Origin of the sequence: Aquipluma nitroreducens (assembly GCF_009689585.1) — a bacterium.
Classification (GTDB): Bacteria; Bacteroidota; Bacteroidia; order Bacteroidales; family Prolixibacteraceae; genus Aquipluma; species Aquipluma nitroreducens.
This window is the reverse complement of record NZ_AP018694.1, coordinates 568624-586225: the sequence shown is the minus strand read 5'-3', so window position 1 is coordinate 586225 and position 17602 is coordinate 568624. Positions and strand designations below refer to the sequence as shown.

Below are 17602 nucleotides of genomic sequence, written 5' to 3'. Positions count from 1 at the left end.
ATACGCAAAACTGCTGAAATAACCGATTGGATACTGGATTTGGTTACTCCAAGCCTTTTCTCCCGAAAGCTTTGAATATTGTAGCACGAATGGCAGGTCTTCTGGCTTACTCCATTTTTGCGGCCTTCCCATCCGTCTGACTACGAAAAGTGGCATGAGTTGCAAAAAATATTCAGAGTTTACAGCTGCGGGTACAGCTCCGGAATTGAACCGGATTCCCTCTTGATGCTTAAAATCAGCATCACCATTTCGGCGGCTAAGATAAATCAAAATTAAATTCAGGAGCAAAATTCAGGTTAAATAATCCTGAAAATTTAACAAGCGAAGCGCGTGTGCAAACTACGAAGTGGCCAGTCCTGCCGTTTTGAAGGTGAAAAATTTCTGTGCAAAATAGCTGTAAATAACAACAATACCGGTTGTAATTACTTTTGCCATTGTTGGCCATAGACCGGCAAATTCGACCAGAACTTTCAGGAAAACGTAGTTCAGGAAAATGGAACCTGAGACAGAAATCATGTATCGAATTAACTGGGTTCGTCCTTGTACCGGAGAATTGGTAAAAGTGATGAACTTGGCAAAAAGAAATCCGGTGAAGAATGTAATTGGAAATACAATCAGAAAGGCAGCAATATGCGGACTAATAGAAACGATACCCAAATCAAGGACTTGTTTATCGACAACAAAATTGTAGCAAATAAAATAAAGTGTGATATCAAGTACGGTATTGAACCCTCCGGTTGCAGCATATCTGAAGGTTTCCAAAGGGATGAACTTTCGGAAGGGGACGTAGAAATAATCAATTACACTAATGATTACTAAACGAATATGCTTTGCCAAGCTTGCCATGGGGGAAACAGATTCTTTTTTTTACAAATTAAAGAGAAAAGTTCGAAATAATGCTGATCATACTGAAAATGCGGTAAAAATTGTCCAAACAACCCATAGTTGATTGTGCAAATTGAGCTATTAATGCCTTTTCATGCCTTTGGGTTTGCCTGAAACGGCATCTTTGCCATCTTTTCCACTTCGAGGCTCGGAAACCCAAATTCTTCAACCACTTTGCCTAAAACCAGGTAAATTCCATCGCCCCTGAACGGATAATTTTTTAGCGATGGCGGGAAATGTACAGTATCAAAGAATTCACCCTGAACATCGGTGAACGTTCCGAAGTGCATAATCTCATTCCTGATCGTGCGAACGTATTTAATAGTGACCAAACGGCCCAGCATCCGAACCGTTTTTCCCAGGTGATTCATCATTTCTTTGGCCGTAATTTCGCCTCTGAAATTGGTTTGGAGCAGGTCGAAAGCAGTTAGCGAAACCGGAAACCCAATCAGTTCAATTTCGTCCCAGGCATCGCCCAACACTGATTGCTCCAACTTCGGAAGGTTGAATTCGCGTGGCTTTGCTTCGAATAGAGCTTTTGTTTTGGCAACCGGAACTGTTTTATTCAGGAGCATGTGTGCTTTCCACAACAGTTCGGCTTTTGATATTCCGGTGAAACGCAATGCGCCCAGCCGAATTAGGATCACCAATTGCTCTTTGGTAATGGCCGTTCGCTCAATAAAATCTGATAGCGAACTGAAGCTTCCATGTTGCTGCCGTTCGTTCACAATTCCTGAAATGACCGACTGTTCGAGGTTTTGCACATGCACAAAACCAATGAAAATTACCTTTCCTGAAATCCGGGTTTCGGGGCGACTTCGGTTCACACAGGGCAATTCGATTTTAGCTCCGCAGCGTTGCGCTTCGTTAAAATACACCCAGGTGCGGTAAAATCCACCGAAATTGTTGATTACAGCCACCATAAATTCGAGCGGATAATGCGCTTTCAGGAATAAACTCTGGAAACTTTCGACGGCATACGAAGCTGAATGCGCTTTCGAAAACGAATACCCAGCAAACGACTCGATTTGCCGCCACACTTCGCGGGCAATTTCGTCGGAATAACCACGCTCGCGGCAATTGCTGAAATACTTGTCGACGATGCGCTGAAACTCAACTTTCGAGCGAAACTTCCCGCTCATGGCGCGGCGCAGTACATCGGCTTCGGCCAGATCGAGTCCGGCAAAATGATGTGCCACCTTAATTACATCTTCCTGGTAAACCATCACGCCGTAGGTTTCTTCGAGCTGTTCCTTCATCGCCGGATGCAGATATTGGATGGTTTCCGGACGATGAAACCGCTGAATGTACTGCTTCATCATTCCTGATTTGGCTACCCCGGGCCGGATAATGGAACTGGCAGCTACCAGCGACAGGTAATTATCACAATGTAATTTGGTCAGCAAACCGCGCATGGCAGGGCTTTCAATGTAAAAACAGCCATTGGTTTCTGCTGTTCTCAACTGAAGTTTAACCTGTTCGTCCTGAAAAAAACGCTCCACTTGATGCACATCGACCACTTCGCCCTGATTTTCGTAGATGATATCCACCGCCTCTTTGATGTGCCCAATGCCCCGCTGACTCAAAATATCCAGCTTTTCGAACCCCAGATCTTCGGCCATATACATGTCCCATTGCGTGGTCGGAAAGCCTTTGGGCGGCAAATCGAGCGCGGTGTAGTAGGTGAGGGGTTCTTCCGAAATCAGGATGCCACCGGCATGAATACTTCGGAGATTGGGGAAATCAACCATCTGTTCGGAAAGGATTTTGATGAGCCGCGTGATCTTGTTCGAATTCCGTTCGTCGTTCGGGTTGTCAACCAGCATGTCAATCTCTTCTTTCGGGAGGCCAAAAACTTTGCCCAGTTCGCGGAAAATGGAACGGTCTTTAAACGTGGATGTTGCGCCCAACAAAGCCGTGTGGTCGCGTCCGTAACGTTTAAAAATGTAATCCTGAACCTGCTCGCGGTCGCGCCACGAATAATCGATGTCGAAATCGGGCGGGGAAGTGCGTTTGGGGTTCAGGAACCGCTCAAAATAAAGGTTCAGCTTAATCGGGTCAACATCAGTAATTTTCAGGCAATAGGCCACAATGCTGTTGGCTCCGCTTCCTCGCCCGACGTGGTAAAATCCGCACGACATGCTGTAGCGGATGATGTCCCAGGCAATCAGGAAATACGACGAAAACCCAAGTTTGTCGATGATTTCCAGTTCGTGAGCAATTCGCTGTTTTGCTTCTTGATTGCTCTTTCCGTAGCGATAAACCATGCCGTCGAGCGCCAGTTTTTGGAGCAAAAGTCTGTCGTCATAAGCCGATTGTCCAAACAATTTTTTATTCTTGACCGATTTAAAATCGAAGCTTATGCTGCAAGCCTCCATCATTTTTTCGGTGTTTTGTACAATCTCTGGATAGTCCCGAAACTGGTTCACTAAATCGTTATAATCGATGGTTTCAGGTTGGCTGGCAAACTGGTTTTCCTGAAGTTTGCTGATCAGTACATTGTAATCGATCGCCCGAAGGGTTTTGTGCAGAAACTGACCTTCCTTATTTTTAAAAGTAACCGGCTGCCAAACAGCCAGATTCTCCGGATGTTTGAGGTATTCGGAGGTTAGTAGTTTATTCAGTTGGCTGGCTTTTATTCCGGTAAATTCGTTTTCGCGCAGTTCGTTGGGCAACTTTCTTCCGAAGGGATAAATCACATACACGTGCTTAAATTCAGGAGCATCTGTAGGATATGATTTTTGCTGAAGGTTGTGTTCCGTTTGCCAGTCGTTCAACTCTTTCAGGCCTTCGCGGTTTTTGGCCAGACCAATATAAAGCAAGTCATCCTCATTGCGGAACTCGCATCCGGCAATGGGTCTGATGCCTTTCAACTCCGCTTCTTTCACGAATTCCGGAATACCCATGGTGGTATTGATGTCGGTTAGGGCAATCGTTCCGACATTGTTTTGAATAGCCAAATCGAGCAATTCCGCAATGCTGAGCGTTCCGTAGTGAAGGGAGTAGTATGAGTGACAATTGAGGTACATGCTAAACTAAATTGTTACGAGGTTCGGGTTACGAGTTTTGAGTTCAAAGTGCCTAAAGTTCGGAGTTGGGAAATTGTTTAATTGATAAATTGTTATCAACCATGAACCCATTTAGCAATTTAACCATTCAATCTTATAGCAATTTCAAATTAGGTCATCTGAGACTGAACACTGCGACTGGCAACTTTCTCTTTCTTTTCAACTCCCGAGGCACGGTGAATGGCTTCGGAACCGTATCGAAGCCTGATCTGATCCATCGACAGGTAGAGTTTGATCATTTTGTCGTTGTTATCGAACAAATCGAGTTGTTGTACGCCGCCAATCAGTCCACCCAACTTCACACCAATCAGCCGTATCAGCATTCGTCGTTCGTACAATCGTCGAAATAATTCAAGTGCGGTGTCCATCAGGGTATGATCGAACGAAGTGTAGGCAATTTTCTTTTGTAGCGTGTGTGTGTCGTAATTGGCATATCGGATTTTGACGGTAATCACCGAAGCCAGTTTTTGCTTTTTGCGCATTTTAAAGGCTATCTTTTCGACCATGTGAATCAGCAATCGTTCCAGCATCTGAATATCAATGGTATCCGTATCAAATGTACGCTCAGTGCTGATCGATTTCTCTTCCGAATAGCGAATTACCGGCGAGAAATCGATGCCGTTTGCTTTCTTCCAGATGTCAATTCCAGATTTTCCGAGCACATGTTGAATCATTTCCGGAGGAATGTCACTTAGCGTATGAATGGTGAATACGCCCATCGAATGCAGCAGATGACAGGTCTTTTCGCCTACCCCGGGGATTTTTTTGATTGGCAACGGGTTCAGAAAAGGCCTTACTAAATCGCGTGGCACTTCTTTTTCTCCGTTGGGTTTGGCCTCACCGGTAGCAATTTTCGAAACAGTTTTATTCACCGACAGCCCGAACGAAATGGGTAGCCCGGTTTCGCTGATGATGCGGTTTCGTAATTCATGCGTCCATTTATACGAACCGATAAAACGATCCATTCCCGAAATGTCGATGTAATGCTCGTCGATCGAAGCTTTTTCGTACACCGGAGCACTATCGGCAATCACATCGGTAACGAGGCGCGAATATTTGCTGTATTGATCCATGTCGCCACGAATAACTGTGGCATCGCCGCAGAGGTTCAAGGCCATTCGAATGGGCATGGCTGAATGAACACCGTATCGCCGGGCTTCATAGCTGCAACTGGCTACCACTCCACGATCGGAAAGGCCACCGATAATAACGGGTTTGCCGATTAGCGCAGAATTCATCAGTCGTTCAACCGACACAAAAAAGGTGTCGAGATCGAGATGTACGATGGTGTTGTTTTGATAGTTCATGGCGTTTATCCTCCCTGCGTTTCGGTTTCCTTCAGAATTATTTTTTTGTGTTAATATTCAACCCTTTCAGGGTTGTGCCAGATTTCACTGCATCTTCCGTGGGTTACACCCACGGTTATTCAAATCAAACCCTATTCAGGGTTTTCCGAAAGAAAAAGTCCGAAGGACTTTAATCTGAATAACCTCCGGTGAAACCGGAGGTATGCGAACTCCAATTATCCGGAACCCCGGAGAGGGTTCAATATTGCTAAGAAAAAATCCTCACTATATTTTTTGTCATTTAAAACCAATTTTATATATTTGATTGTATTTTAGTCAAATTATAAGATTGTAAATTAATCAATAGTATTTAAACTACCAAATATGTATTTCGATTCGAACATTAAATTTTTGCGAACCCGAAAGAAGTTGACTCAGGATCAGTTGGCTGTTGCTCTGGATATCAAACGATCAACACTGAATAATTACGAAAATGGAATTTCAGGGCCAAGCATTCAATCGCTGGTTACGTTGTCGGATTATTTTCATGTAGCGATTGATACGTTGCTGCGGGTCGATCTGGCCAAGCTGCGCGAAAGCCAGCTTTACGAGCTGGAGCATGGGCAGGATGTTTTTCTGAAAGGCAGCAATTTACGTGTGATGGCCACTACTGTTGACCGGATGAACCGCGACAATATCGAACTGGTTTCGGAAAAAGCCAAAGCTGGCTACACCAACGGGTTTTCCGATCCGGAGTATATTTCTGAATTACCCGTTTTCCAGCTTCCGTTTTTATCTTCCGAGCGGAAATACCGAACCTTCCAGATTAGCGGCGATTCGATGCTGCCCATTCCGGATGCCGCCTGGATTACCGGTGAATTTGTTCAGGACTGGAACGAAATTAAAACCGGCGGACTGTATATTGTACTCACTTTAAACGAAGGACTGGTTTTCAAGCAACTGAAAAACGAATTGGCCGAACGTGGGTGTTTTCAACTGATTTCGCTCAATAAAGCCTATGAACCTTACGAATTGGCCGCAACCGAGATCCGTGAGATCTGGAAATTTGTGCATTACATCAGCAGGGAAGTGGCTGAACCGCAACTAACCGAGAGTCAGATCGCTTTGCAATTGAAAATATTGACAACTGAAATTCAGGAGCTTAAGAAGCGCATGGAGGTGTAGAGTTAATTAAGAGCAATGTTCAGTCGTACATGATGTAATTTGGAGATTTAAAAATAGAGATGATGGGTTAAATGGTTAAAATGAGCAAACAACAATTTAACAATTCAGCTATCAAACAATTGTACACTCCGGAACGCACAATTTTTTTCTACCCCGAACTTTAGCTCACTCTAGGCACTCCGCACTTTATTTGTACCTTTGAGCATCAAAATCTGATTGTTATGCCATTCATTAAACTCGAAAAATGTACCCGATGCCTGAAGTGTGTGAAGGATTGTCCAGCCAATGCCATTACCATCGAAACTGGTGAAATTGCTGATTCCTGTATTCATTGCGGGCATTGTGTGGCTATTTGTCCTGAAATGGCTGTGCGCCCCGATTTTGGTGATGTTTTTCTGCTTCAGCCACATGCAGTGACTCCCAAAGATTTCAAAAATTTGACTTCAGAAATACGATCTTGCAGAAGCTATTTACAGAAAGATGTTCCGGATGCCGTTTTGCTTCAGTTGATTGATAATATGAAGCATTACCCGTCGGCAAGCAATGCGCGCCCTTTGCAAATAACGATTGTTCGTTCAAAAGAAAAGGTAAAACTGCTGAATGACCTGACAGAAGAAGCGTTGATTAAGATGTTCAGTTTCATTTGTTCTCCTGTGGTTAGTTCTTTCATCCGGGTGTTTGTTCCTTCCATCAACATCAAAAAACTGAAACGTTACAAAGAGTCGTTTGTCAGGAATAGGGAATTAAACGATTCGCAGATTTGCCACCATGCGCCGGCGGTTATTCTTTTTCATGGCGAAGTTTCGAAAACAGGAATGGCTGAAGCTGATGCCAATATCTGGGCGACTTATACTTCGATTTACGCCAACACTTTGGGATTGAATACGTGTTTCAACGGATTTATTGTGAAAGCGATGGGGAAGAAAAGCAAATTGAATCCGCAGTTTAAGGTGCCTGCAAACCACAAAGTTTATGCTTCGCTGTTGGTTGGTTATCCGAAAGTGAAATACCGGAACGAAACTTCACGTCAAAGTCCGATTGTTGTTTTGTTGTAAGTGCGATCAGTTGATAGTTCCCTGTCAGTTTAGCGCCATCGCAATTGAAACTCCGATGAAAGTACCGATTACATATCCAAGTATTCCTACTAAAATTGCTGGAGTGATCAACTTTTTCTGCCCAAGCGATGCTGCCATTGGCGCTGCAACCGATGGCCCCATAATGTTCGCTGCCGATGAAATAATGACTTCATATACATCAAGTTTAAAAAGCTTGGATAGCGAAACCAGAAAAATGAAATGAAAGAACATGATGATCAGGTAAAAAGCCAGAACTGCCGGACCAACATGCAACATATCTGATAAATTGGTTGAAGCGCCTATCACAGCCAAAAAAACATACATCATCCAAAGTCCGATTGAAAAGGCGGTATCTTCTAGTTTTTTGAGTTTTTTGGGGAAAAGGTTGGCTACTAAAACCGCAAGAACTGTAATGATTAAGATACTTGTACTCATCCGTGTTGAATACACTTTTTGAATGATATCCGAAATTAGGCCTCCCACACTGGCAATCACTGCAGCAATCAGCACCGAAATTGCAATTCGCTCCATGGTAATCGGATAGGTTTCGTCGTGCAGATTCTTTTCAATGGCTTGCGTATTTTCAACTTTTGGTTTTACAAAGAAGCGAGCCAAAAAAGTCATTGATGGTACAGCAAACATCAGCAGAATATAGGCATTTGCTGCAAAGTTGTCAACTGCTATAGTTGCTGAAAACAGCGGGTGTGTGCTGAAGTTCAGGATTTCGCCGGTAGCAATGAAATTCATGCTTCCACCAATTAAAGTAGCGGCAATTACGCCTGCCGTATTCCCGGAGTCATCTCCCAGATTTATAATATAAAAAGCCAGAAAGCTACCCAGAATAACACCAAGAGCTCCAATCAGAAAAGCTACAAGCAATTTGCCTCCTTCGCGAATGATTCGGGTAATGTTCGATCCCATTAACATCATCGGAATTGACATGGGGATGAAATAGCTGAAAATCAAATCGTAAACCTCGACTTTGATCTTCGGGTTCGATGCGACAGGTATTACTCCCGACATGGATAAAACCGACATCAGGATCATGGTAACCAGAATTCCGGAGACTTGACCAAGCCATTTTTTGTGTTCTGACCATATGCCAAGTGCTGCTGCGCCTACAATTACAGCGAATAATACCAGATTATTTTCAGGTGAGATTAACGACATATCAAAAAATTTATAAATGCGAATATATCTTCTATAAGAAAAAGTATAACAATCAGGATATGAAATAGGTTAAATACGGGGGATTTATTCATGTTTAAGCTGAAATTCTTCAGTAAATTGTTTAACGCACAAATGTGCGATATTTTGCATTAAAGCTAATGAATTTTATTTCTTTTTGGGTTGATGTTTTCAATGTGTGAGTTCTTTAAATGTTGTAAGTTGAAGTTTATCAGTGTTTTAGTTGTGTGATTTTCTGCGATAAGGATTTCTTGGTATGCCGTTTGAAAAATTAAAATGATTTTGATTTTTTCGGGTCATAAGAGTAACTTCTGGAAATGGAAGGTTGAAATTTCGGAGAGATTATATAAATGGGAACAACTTTATTTAGATCTATAATTTGAAGAATAAATTGTAGGGAAGATTAGAAACAGAGAGAGATTATTCAATAATTATTAATTTAAACACAGAAGAAAATGAAGCGATTTTACCAACCCAATAGAAGAAATTTTTTTATTGTCTTTCTTTTATTCTTTATGGTGATAAGTATTTCGGGTGCTATTCGGTTGTCAGCAGCTAACCACTTCACAACAGTTTGGCAGGGTCAGAATGGTCAGAATCATATGAATTTCATGATTGTTTCAGCAGTATTGGAGAATCAGCCACTTTCGGTTGATGATGAATTGGCCGTTTTTAGCGGAACAAAATGTGTTGGCGCTGCGAAACTGACAAAAGCTATTAATCCAGCGGATAAAACAACTTTTCTAAGCCTATCAGCATCGCAGGACGACGGCTCCGGTAATGGGTTCACCGAAAATGACACAGTTATCTTCAAGATTTGGGACAATAAAAACTTAAAAGAAGTAGTGGCTAAATCGGTTGTTTACCGGAAAGATATTTCGACCTGGCTCACCACCGGACGATTTAGCGCCAGTGCAACTTCAGTTGTTGAAATTACCCATAATACAGAGTTGACACAAACGATTCAATTTATAAAAGGAAATAACCTTTTTTCGACCTATATAATTCCAACGAATCCTGACTTAAGTGTAGTTTTTAAATCGCTTTGCGATAGTAAATTACTACTCAAAATACAGGATGAAGTCGGGAATACATTGGCACCAACAAAGACCGGTGGATGGGTCAATAACATTGGATCCATCAAAAAAACGGAAGGTTATTTAGTCAGTGTAAGCTCAAATTGTTCAGTGCAGATAAATGGTCAGATGATTGATCTTCCTCTTGATATTCCATTGAATGCAGGTTGGAATTTTATTTCATTTCCAAGTTTAACTGAGCAGAATGCAATGACTGTTGTTCAATCGTTAATCGATCAGAATAAGTTGGTAAAGGTTCAGGATGAACTTGGAAATTCAATTGAGAATTTAAAACGATATGGTGGTTGGAAAAATGGTATTGGGAATTTTAAACCAGGTAAGGCTTATAAGGTAAATGTAAGTTCTGCTTGTTCTTTAACTCTAAGATAAGGTGAAACTATTAGTATTTCGGCAATATTTAATGTGTGCGTGTTTGGATAAATGACGTGATTTGAATGTTAAAAGCTCTAAGATCTTTCGATTCTGGAGCTTTTTTTTGGGGATATATTCCGCTTAAAGTTTAGTGATTTGAAGAATGTAAATATTTGTTTTCAAATAAGATAAGTGTTTGTGATAAGTGTTGGTAAATTGAACCAGCCTCTCTCTTTCAAGATGATATTGAGCTTGAAGATTTTTTGTAATTTACTCGCAAGACTTACACTTAAAATTAGAAATCAGGAATCAAAAATTCCTTTGTACTTTTGCGCATCTAATTATTTGGTATGACCTTGGTATATCCTGAAAATTTTGAATCGAAGATCGGTTTTGATAAAATCCGCGAATTGCTTAATGGCCGATGTTTAAGTGCTTTGGGCAAAGAACTGGTTGATGAAATTCGTTTTTGCAGCGATTTTGAAAAACTGACTGAAGATCTTTCGTTGGTCAGCGAATTTGTTTCCATTATTCAGGAAATGGAGAATTTCCCGACCAGCTATTACTTCGACCTCCGCGAGGCATTGGCAAAAATCCGTATTGAAGGCCGTTTTCTGGAAGTTGAAGAATTATTCGACCTGAAACGTTCGCTTGAAACGATTTCAGGAATTGTCCGTTTCCTGAAACAAACCAAAGAAGATCAACTTCCTTATTTAAAGCGATTACTTGCCGGCGTTCAGGTTTATCCGTATGTGATTGAACGCATTGACAATATCCTGAATAAATACGGTAAAATTAAAGACAACGCCTCTCCAGAATTATCTCGAATACGGAAGGAATTGCTGAGCAAGCAATCCGGAGTTTCAAAACGCCTTCAGGTTATCCTGAAAAAAGCTCAGGACGATGGCTTGGTTGAAGAAGATGCCTCTGTTGCCATGCGCGATGGGCGTGCGGTTATTCCGGTTACTTCGGCTTTTAAACGCAAGTTGAACGGTATCGTGCACGATGAATCGTCGACCGGAAAAACCTCGTACATCGAACCTGCAGAGGTGGTTGAACTGAACAATCAGATCCGTGAACTGGAATATGCCGAATTGCGCGAGATTGTTAAGATTTTGACTGTTTTTTCAAACGATATTCGTCCGTATTTGCCCGATTTATTGCTGGCCTATGGGTTCTTGGGTAAAATCGATTTTATCCGAGCCAAAGCCATTTATGCCATCGATGTTGATGGAATTAAACCATACCTCGAAAATAAATGCCAACTGGAGTGGGAGGGAGCCGTGCATCCATTGTTGATGCTGGCTTTACGACGCGAAAACCGAAAAGTGGTTCCGCTCAACATTACCTTAACGGCCAATAAGCATATTTTACTGATTTCGGGTCCAAATGCCGGTGGAAAATCGGTTTGCCTGAAAACAGTTGGTTTGCTGCAATACATGCTTCAGTGTGGTTTGTTGATTCCTGTTCGGCAAAGCAGCGCAACCGGAATTTTTGATAAGCTGTTTATTGATATTGGCGACGAACAATCGATTGAAAACGACCTGAGTACCTACAGTTCGCATTTGATGAACATGAAGTTTTTCCTGAAGAATTCGAACGAAAAAACACTGGTTCTGATTGATGAATTTGGAACCGGAACTGAGCCGATGTTAGGTGGTGCTATTGCCGAATCGATTCTGACTCAGCTCAATGAAATGAAAACGTTTGGAGTAATTACGACCCATTATACCAACCTGAAGCATTTCGCATCTTCTTCTGAAGGAATTGAGAATGCTGCCATGATGTACGATTCATCCAAAATGGAACCGTTGTTTCAGTTGGATATTGGGAAGCCGGGTAGTTCGTTTGCCTTCGAAATCGCCCGAAAGATTGGCCTTCCGGAGAATATTCTTCAAGATGCGACTGAAAAAATCGGGAAAGACCACATCAATTTCGACAAGCATTTGCGCGACATTGTGCGCGATAAACGATATTGGGAAACCAAGCGGCAGAAAATCCGCAAAGTGGAGAAATCACTGGATGATCTGGCCGAAAAATATGAAACTGATCTGGGTTCGCTCGATAAGCAACGGAAAGAGATTATTCAGAAAGCCCGTCAGGAAGCCGATCAAATTTTGAATGAAGCCAACAAGCGAATTGAAAATACGATTCGCGAAATTCGTGAAAGTCAGGCTGATAAGGAAAAGACCAAACAAATCAGGGCTAAATTAGTCGAATTTAAACAGGAAGTTGAAGATTCTGCCAACAATCAGGACGATCTGATCAATCAGAAAATTCAGAAGCTAAAGGAAAAAGAATCGCACCGAAACCGAAAACGGTCGGAAAAGAAAACTGTTGAGCAAAAAGAAAAAGAGAAGATTGTTGAACCTGACGTTTGGAAAGCAGGCGATAAGGTTGTCATGGACGGAAATACAAATGTTGGTGAAATCCTGGAACTGAACGAAAAAAATGCGGTTGTGGCATTCGGCCATATCCGAACATCGGTGAGTCGCGAGAAGTTGCAGAAAATTACGAATAACGAGGCAAAGAAGATACAGCGTACCTACAATCAGACCATGCCGAATATAAATAAAGGAATGAGCGAAAAACGCCTTACCTTTAAGACCGAAGTTGATGTTCGCGGCCAGCGTGCCGAAGAAGCATTGCAACTGATCCGGTCGTGGATTGACGATGCCATTATGCTCGATTTTAGCGAATTGCGGATTTTGCATGGAAAGGGAAATGGAATTCTGAAAGAAATGATCCGGAATTACCTGAAAACCGAACCTGCCGTTAAGTCTTTCCGCGACGAACATGTTCAGTTTGGTGGCGCCGGAATTACGATTGTTGAAATCGGATAGGGAAGTCTCCCCCAAGGAGGCTGTATCAAAAGTGATTATGTTTTTTCAAAAACTTACAATTTGAAAGTACCGACACTGTAAAACCCCTAAATCCCCTGAAGGGGACTTCAAAGCCGCCCCTTCAGGGGAGGTTTGGAGGGGTGAAATGAAGGTGAACTTACAATTTGAAAGTTGCATTTGTGAAATTTTGACTTTTGATACAACCTCCGTAAAAATTGCATTAGTGAACATTGTAGAAATTTAGAGTATGAAAAAAATTAATCGAAGCATTTTTCTCTCCCCCTTCGGGGGAATTGGAGGGGGCTTCTATAAAAACAACATACAAACAGATGATTAACGAAAAATTAGATATTGAGCTCATTGAAGTCCTGAGAGAAAATGGATTTACAGAATCGACACCGTTGCAGCAAATCTGCATTCCCAAAATAAAGAGTGGTCGCGACTTGTTGTGTATTGCTGCCGATGGTAGCGGCAAAACAAGCACCATTGTGGTTAGCGTTCTTCAGCGACTGAAAGCTTCGTTGGACGATAATCCACGGGCAATCATTGTTGTTCAAAACAAAGATCGTGCTTTGGAAATGAAGGCTGAATTTGAACGTTTGGGCGAATACACCGATCTGCGCGTTCAGACCGCCTGTGATGATGAGAAAATCAGCGATCAAAAGGATAAGATCTACATGGGATCTGATGTGGTTATTGGAACTGCCAAACGCCTGAATCAGGTTTATTCACTTTATGCTCTCAATCTGGGTGTAGTGAAAATATTTGCCATTGATAATGCCGAACTGGTGATCCGAAGTATTAATTATGCCCAAATCGACCGTTTGTCGGAAAGTATGCCTAAAGCTCAGCGGGTAGTGTTTGCGACTCATATCAATGAATGGATTGAGCGTTTTGCTGATGCATTTATGAATGTTCAGGAAGTTGTTGAAATTGATGAGGAAGACGATGATGTAACTGAATCAGAGGAATAACCACAAATTGGATCTTCTGCAAGAAGAATAAGATTTTGCCAAAGTAAAGGTTGAAATTCAATTTCTTTCCTTTAGTCTAAAATAAGATGTTGACTTATTCGTCTCACTATTCAAAGAACCATATGGTTTCTGTTTATCCATTGAATTATGCGTAGCATTTCCTTTTTGATATTTTTCGGCATTGTTATGCTGATTTATTCCTCTGCCAACTATTATCTTTTTGTGCGCGGACTTAAGGCATTTTCGCTTACTCAATCCTACCGGCGTTGGTTTATTGTTATTTTCTGGACTGTAGCTGCTTGTTTTATCGCTGGTAATTTTTTAGAGCGCCTGGCCTCATCTGTTCTCAGTGAGTGGATTTACCGGATTGGATCGTTCTGGATTGCCTATATGCTCTATTTGGGGATGGCTGTCATTTTGATCGATATGGTAAGAATATTGAATTATTTCTTTCATTTTTTACCACAATTTTCGGAAATAATGAGATTTCGGTTAGGTCTGATCGTTTTCTCAGTCGTTTCTTTGATCGTTATTGGTGGCCATATTAATGCTTTGTGGATCAATGTGAAGGAAATCCCATTAACAATCCACAAAAAAGTCACAGGTTCTCCTGAAGTTAAAATTCTGATGGCTTCGGATATTCATTTAGGCGCCTTAATTGGCGAACGGCGCGAAAAAAGACTGCTCGATATTGTTCGTGAGCAAAAGCCTGATTTGGTTTTGCTTTGCGGCGACCTAATTGACGGTGAAATAGCTCCGGTTTTACGAAAGAATCTCGGTCGTCACCTTCAGGAAATCAGAACTCCACTTGGCGTTTATGCCATCTTGGGAAATCACGAATACATTGGCGGAATCGACAAGACCTTGCCTTACCTGGAAAGCATTAACATTAAAGTATTGATTGATGAGACGGTAACTTTACCTGACGGCATTCAGCTTGTTGGAAGAAATGATCGTTCTTCAGGACGAGGAGCCAAAGCTCCGGAACCACTTGCCGAATTGCTCTCCGGAATCGATCGAACTAAGCCAGTGATTGTAATGAATCATCAACCATTTAACTTACAGGAGGCCGCTGATGCCAATGTTGATCTTCATCTTTCCGGACATACTCATCATGGTCAGATGTGGCCAATGAACTACATCACTCAAGCGATGTTTGAACTCAGTTGGGGTTATCTTAAAAAGGGAAATACAAACTTTTATGTCTCATCCGGTTATGGAACCTGGGGACCGTCTGTCCGTATTGGAAACCGACCTGAAGTGGTAGTTTTCAAACTGAAATTTGATGAATAGTAAATATTATTGAGGGGGTGACTCCAAGTCACCCCCTCAATATATCCACTTACAATCTTCCATCCATATCATCCCTGTCATATTCAGGCTGAAGAGGAAATTTGATTGGTTTCCCATCGCGCTGAGAGCGGTAAATGGCAGTGAACAATTCAACTGTTTTGCGGCCTTCTTCAGCAGTAACAATTGGTTGGCGATCGTATTGAATAGCTTCAGCAAAATCGATTAACTGTTGTTTGAAATACCAGGTCATTGAGTCAACCGAGTGGAATTCGTCACTGTCTGCTTTATTCCATTCTTCCATCAGGTGCTCCTCGCCCGGAACCGTCCATAAATCGAGCTTCGGAGGTTCAGCAATGGTTGTCTTTCCGGCAATAAACATGGCGCCGCCTTCGGGTTGAGCGCCAACCGTGGCGCCATTGCTGCCATGAATATGTACTTTTCCGTAGATACCAGGTTTTTGCGAATTACTGACCAAAATATTTCCCAACCCACCGTTTTTAAACCGGATTACAGCAACGGCAGTGTCTTCCACTTCAATGTACGGATGGTTCAGGTTGCTCCAATAGCCAAAAACTTCGTCGATGTCGCCCATCAGCCATTGCAACAGGTCGAGTGGGTGAGGAGCCTGATTGACCATTACGCCGCCGCCTTCCATTGTCCAAGAACCGCGCCATGCATCGCTTTCGAAATACGAACGGTCTCGCCATCCCAACATCTGAATAGTTCCCAGTGCTGGCGTTCCGATTTTGCCTTCGTCAATGGCTTTTTTCATGCGCACAATGGGTTGGTAATATCGCCGCTGACTGATTACTCCGGTTTTTCGTCTGGTTCGGTGTGAAGCCTCAATAATCCGGTCGCAATCCTGCAAGGTTGATGCAAGTGGTTTTTCAATCAACACATGCGCTCCGGCTTCCATAGCCTGAATGGCCGGATCAGCATGGTAAGGATGAGCCGTACAAATAACAGCCATCTGGATATTTTCTGCGTGGATCATTTCTGGGATTGAAGCATAGGATTTAACTCCGTATTCGTCAACAAATTTCTGAGCTGATTCAGGAGTGCGGCTCCAAACCGCTTTAAAACTCAGTTCAGGAATTTGGATAATGGCTTTGGCGTGTAAATGTGCAATTTTAGCACAACCGATAATGGCAACATTGATGGGCATGGTTATTATTTTGGGTTATAGTTTTCCTGTTTCAAGTTTAAGTATTTGTTTCGGGTTCCGAGTTACGTGTTTCTTCTAACCCGGATCTCGCAACTCGTAACACTTTTTTACGGTTTTAGAATCACCTTCATCAATCCGGCTTCTTTGTTGTAAAGGCGGTGAAACCATTCATTTCCTTCTTCCAGGGCTGCAACTTTGCTTATTAGTGGGTCAACTTTTATCTTTCCTGAAGCAATTAATTCCAGGCAAAGCGGGTATTCGCCTGCCGAAGCGCACGAGCCCTGAACTTTCAGTTGTCGGGTCACCACTTTCTGAAGCGAAAATTTAACTTCCGGAGATAAATTACCAACCAACGTAACTGTTCCACCTTTTCGGGTACAATCAATAGCCAGATTGACAGTTTGTTCAATTCCAACCACTTCAAGAACCAGATCGGCGCCACGATTTTCGGTTTCTCCCAGTACAAGTTTAATTAAATACGGATTGTTTGATTTAATCGTCTGATCAGCGCCCAATTCAACAGCCATCTTCAGCTTTTCGTCGATCAGGTCAATCGCGATAACTTTTCCGCATCCGGTAGCTTTTAAGGCCTGAATGCAAAGTAAGCCAATCATTCCACAGCCAATAACAACGGCCGTGTCATTAGCCTGAACCGAACTGATTGCAACGGCGTGTACAGCAACCGAAACGGCTTCAATCATGGCGGCTTGCTCAAAACTGATATTTTCAGGAATGGCATAAAGAATATGGGACGGAACAGCTACATATTCGGCAAATGCTCCATTTTGACGGTATTCGTTGCACGAAACACCTAAAACGCGACGGTTGTCGCATAAATTGATATCGCCTCGCTTGCAGTAAAAGCATTCGCCGCATGAAATAGTCGAGTCAAAAGTGACACGATCGCCAACATTCCAACCCATCACATCGGAAGCAATCTGGTGAATAGTTCCGGCGGCTTCGTGCCCCATAATAACCGGCGGCTGGCGACGTCCGGTACTTCCGTCCATGCCGTGAACATCGCTTCCACAAATGCCACAAGCTTCAACCTGAATCAGCACCCATCCGGGTTTTAACTCTGGAATGTCGGTTTCCTGAAGGACAAATTCGTTATATTTTTCAAGAACAAGTGCTTTCATTGAATTAGTTTAGCTTGTTATGTATTTTAATTTTCTCTTCGTTATTGGCTTT

Annotated in this window: 12 protein-coding genes and 1 riboswitch; of the genes, 6 read left to right on the top strand and 6 right to left on the bottom strand. The window is 42.4% G+C overall.

Features of this window, described 5'->3' with window-relative positions; translation table 11 throughout:
- Window positions 1–74 precede the first annotated feature (74 nt).
- Window positions 75–264, bottom strand: a riboswitch (cobalamin riboswitch).
- 75 nt (window positions 265–339) lie between these two features.
- The 3 genes from AQPE_RS02410 to dinB form a co-directional block, all read right to left on the bottom strand.
- Window positions 340–846, bottom strand: a complete 507-nt coding sequence (locus AQPE_RS02410) for a GtrA family protein (protein ID WP_318349450.1) — start codon at window positions 844–846, stop codon at window positions 340–342.
- 131 nt (window positions 847–977) lie between these two features.
- Window positions 978–3914 (bottom strand): DNA polymerase III subunit alpha, encoded by a 2937-nt coding sequence (locus AQPE_RS02405; protein WP_318349449.1) that lies wholly within the window; start codon window positions 3912–3914, stop codon window positions 978–980.
- A 149-nt stretch (window positions 3915–4063) separates the two neighbouring features.
- A complete protein-coding gene (dinB, locus tag AQPE_RS02400; protein ID WP_318349448.1) occupies window positions 4064–5260 on the bottom strand; it encodes a DNA polymerase IV in 1197 nt (398 codons plus the stop codon).
- Between the two features lie 363 nt (window positions 5261–5623).
- Between dinB and AQPE_RS02395 the strand changes: the two genes are divergently transcribed.
- Window positions 5624–6424, top strand: a complete 801-nt coding sequence (locus AQPE_RS02395; RefSeq protein WP_318349447.1) for an XRE family transcriptional regulator — start codon at window positions 5624–5626, stop codon at window positions 6422–6424.
- 221 nt (window positions 6425–6645) lie between these two features.
- Window positions 6646–7479: a nitroreductase family protein gene (locus AQPE_RS02390; RefSeq protein WP_318349446.1), complete on the top strand. Its 834-nt coding sequence runs from the start codon at window positions 6646–6648 to the stop codon at window positions 7477–7479.
- A 24-nt stretch (window positions 7480–7503) separates the two neighbouring features.
- Here AQPE_RS02390 and AQPE_RS02385 read toward each other — a convergent pair whose 3' ends face one another.
- The gene (locus AQPE_RS02385; RefSeq protein ID WP_318349445.1) at window positions 7504–8670 is read right to left on the bottom strand and encodes a DUF819 family protein; all 1167 of its coding nucleotides are present in this window, start codon (window positions 8668–8670) and stop codon (window positions 7504–7506) included.
- A 473-nt stretch (window positions 8671–9143) separates the two neighbouring features.
- On the opposite strand from AQPE_RS02385, the gene AQPE_RS02380 reads away from it, so the two are divergent.
- The 4 genes from AQPE_RS02380 (at window position 9144) to AQPE_RS02365 (ending at window position 15246) form a co-directional block, all read left to right on the top strand.
- Window positions 9144–10154 carry a hypothetical protein gene (locus AQPE_RS02380; RefSeq protein ID WP_318349444.1) on the top strand — a complete coding sequence of 337 codons (1011 nt, stop codon included), beginning with the start codon at window positions 9144–9146 and terminating at the stop codon, window positions 10152–10154.
- 332 nt (window positions 10155–10486) lie between these two features.
- Window positions 10487–12979, top strand: a complete 2493-nt coding sequence (locus tag AQPE_RS02375) for an endonuclease MutS2 (protein WP_318349443.1) — start codon at window positions 10487–10489, stop codon at window positions 12977–12979.
- Between the two features lie 329 nt (window positions 12980–13308).
- On the top strand, window positions 13309–13953 hold the full coding sequence (locus tag AQPE_RS02370; RefSeq protein ID WP_318349442.1) for a DEAD/DEAH box helicase: 645 nt from the start codon (window positions 13309–13311) through the stop codon (window positions 13951–13953).
- A 147-nt stretch (window positions 13954–14100) separates the two neighbouring features.
- Window positions 14101–15246, top strand: a complete 1146-nt coding sequence (locus tag AQPE_RS02365) for a metallophosphoesterase (protein WP_318349441.1) — start codon at window positions 14101–14103, stop codon at window positions 15244–15246.
- A gap of 49 nt (window positions 15247–15295) precedes the next feature.
- Here the strand turns inward: AQPE_RS02365 and AQPE_RS02360 are convergent, their stop codons facing one another.
- The gene (locus AQPE_RS02360) at window positions 15296–16411 is read right to left on the bottom strand and encodes a Gfo/Idh/MocA family protein (protein ID WP_318349440.1); all 1116 of its coding nucleotides are present in this window, start codon (window positions 16409–16411) and stop codon (window positions 15296–15298) included.
- 107 nt (window positions 16412–16518) lie between these two features.
- Window positions 16519–17550, bottom strand: coding sequence for a galactitol-1-phosphate 5-dehydrogenase (locus AQPE_RS02355; RefSeq protein WP_318349439.1), 1032 nt, complete (start codon window positions 17548–17550; stop codon window positions 16519–16521).
- Between the last annotated feature and the right edge of the window lie 52 nt (window positions 17551–17602).

Coding starts and splice junctions, on each gene's coding strand:
- AQPE_RS02410 (WP_318349450.1), bottom strand. CDS start 846: ATGGCAAGCTTGGCAAAGCATATTCGTTTAGTAATCATTAGTGTAATT.
- AQPE_RS02405 (WP_318349449.1), bottom strand. CDS start 3,914: ATGTACCTCAATTGTCACTCATACTACTCCCTTCACTACGGAACGCTC.
- dinB (WP_318349448.1), bottom strand. CDS start 5,260: ATGAACTATCAAAACAACACCATCGTACATCTCGATCTCGACACCTTT.
- AQPE_RS02395 (WP_318349447.1), top strand. CDS start 5,624: ATGTATTTCGATTCGAACATTAAATTTTTGCGAACCCGAAAGAAGTTG.
- AQPE_RS02390 (WP_318349446.1), top strand. CDS start 6,646: ATGCCATTCATTAAACTCGAAAAATGTACCCGATGCCTGAAGTGTGTG.
- AQPE_RS02385 (WP_318349445.1), bottom strand. CDS start 8,670: ATGTCGTTAATCTCACCTGAAAATAATCTGGTATTATTCGCTGTAATT.
- AQPE_RS02380 (WP_318349444.1), top strand. CDS start 9,144: ATGAAGCGATTTTACCAACCCAATAGAAGAAATTTTTTTATTGTCTTT.
- AQPE_RS02375 (WP_318349443.1), top strand. CDS start 10,487: ATGACCTTGGTATATCCTGAAAATTTTGAATCGAAGATCGGTTTTGAT.
- AQPE_RS02370 (WP_318349442.1), top strand. CDS start 13,309: ATGATTAACGAAAAATTAGATATTGAGCTCATTGAAGTCCTGAGAGAA.
- AQPE_RS02365 (WP_318349441.1), top strand. CDS start 14,101: ATGCGTAGCATTTCCTTTTTGATATTTTTCGGCATTGTTATGCTGATT.
- AQPE_RS02360 (WP_318349440.1), bottom strand. CDS start 16,411: ATGCCCATCAATGTTGCCATTATCGGTTGTGCTAAAATTGCACATTTA.
- AQPE_RS02355 (WP_318349439.1), bottom strand. CDS start 17,550: ATGAAAGCACTTGTTCTTGAAAAATATAACGAATTTGTCCTTCAGGAA.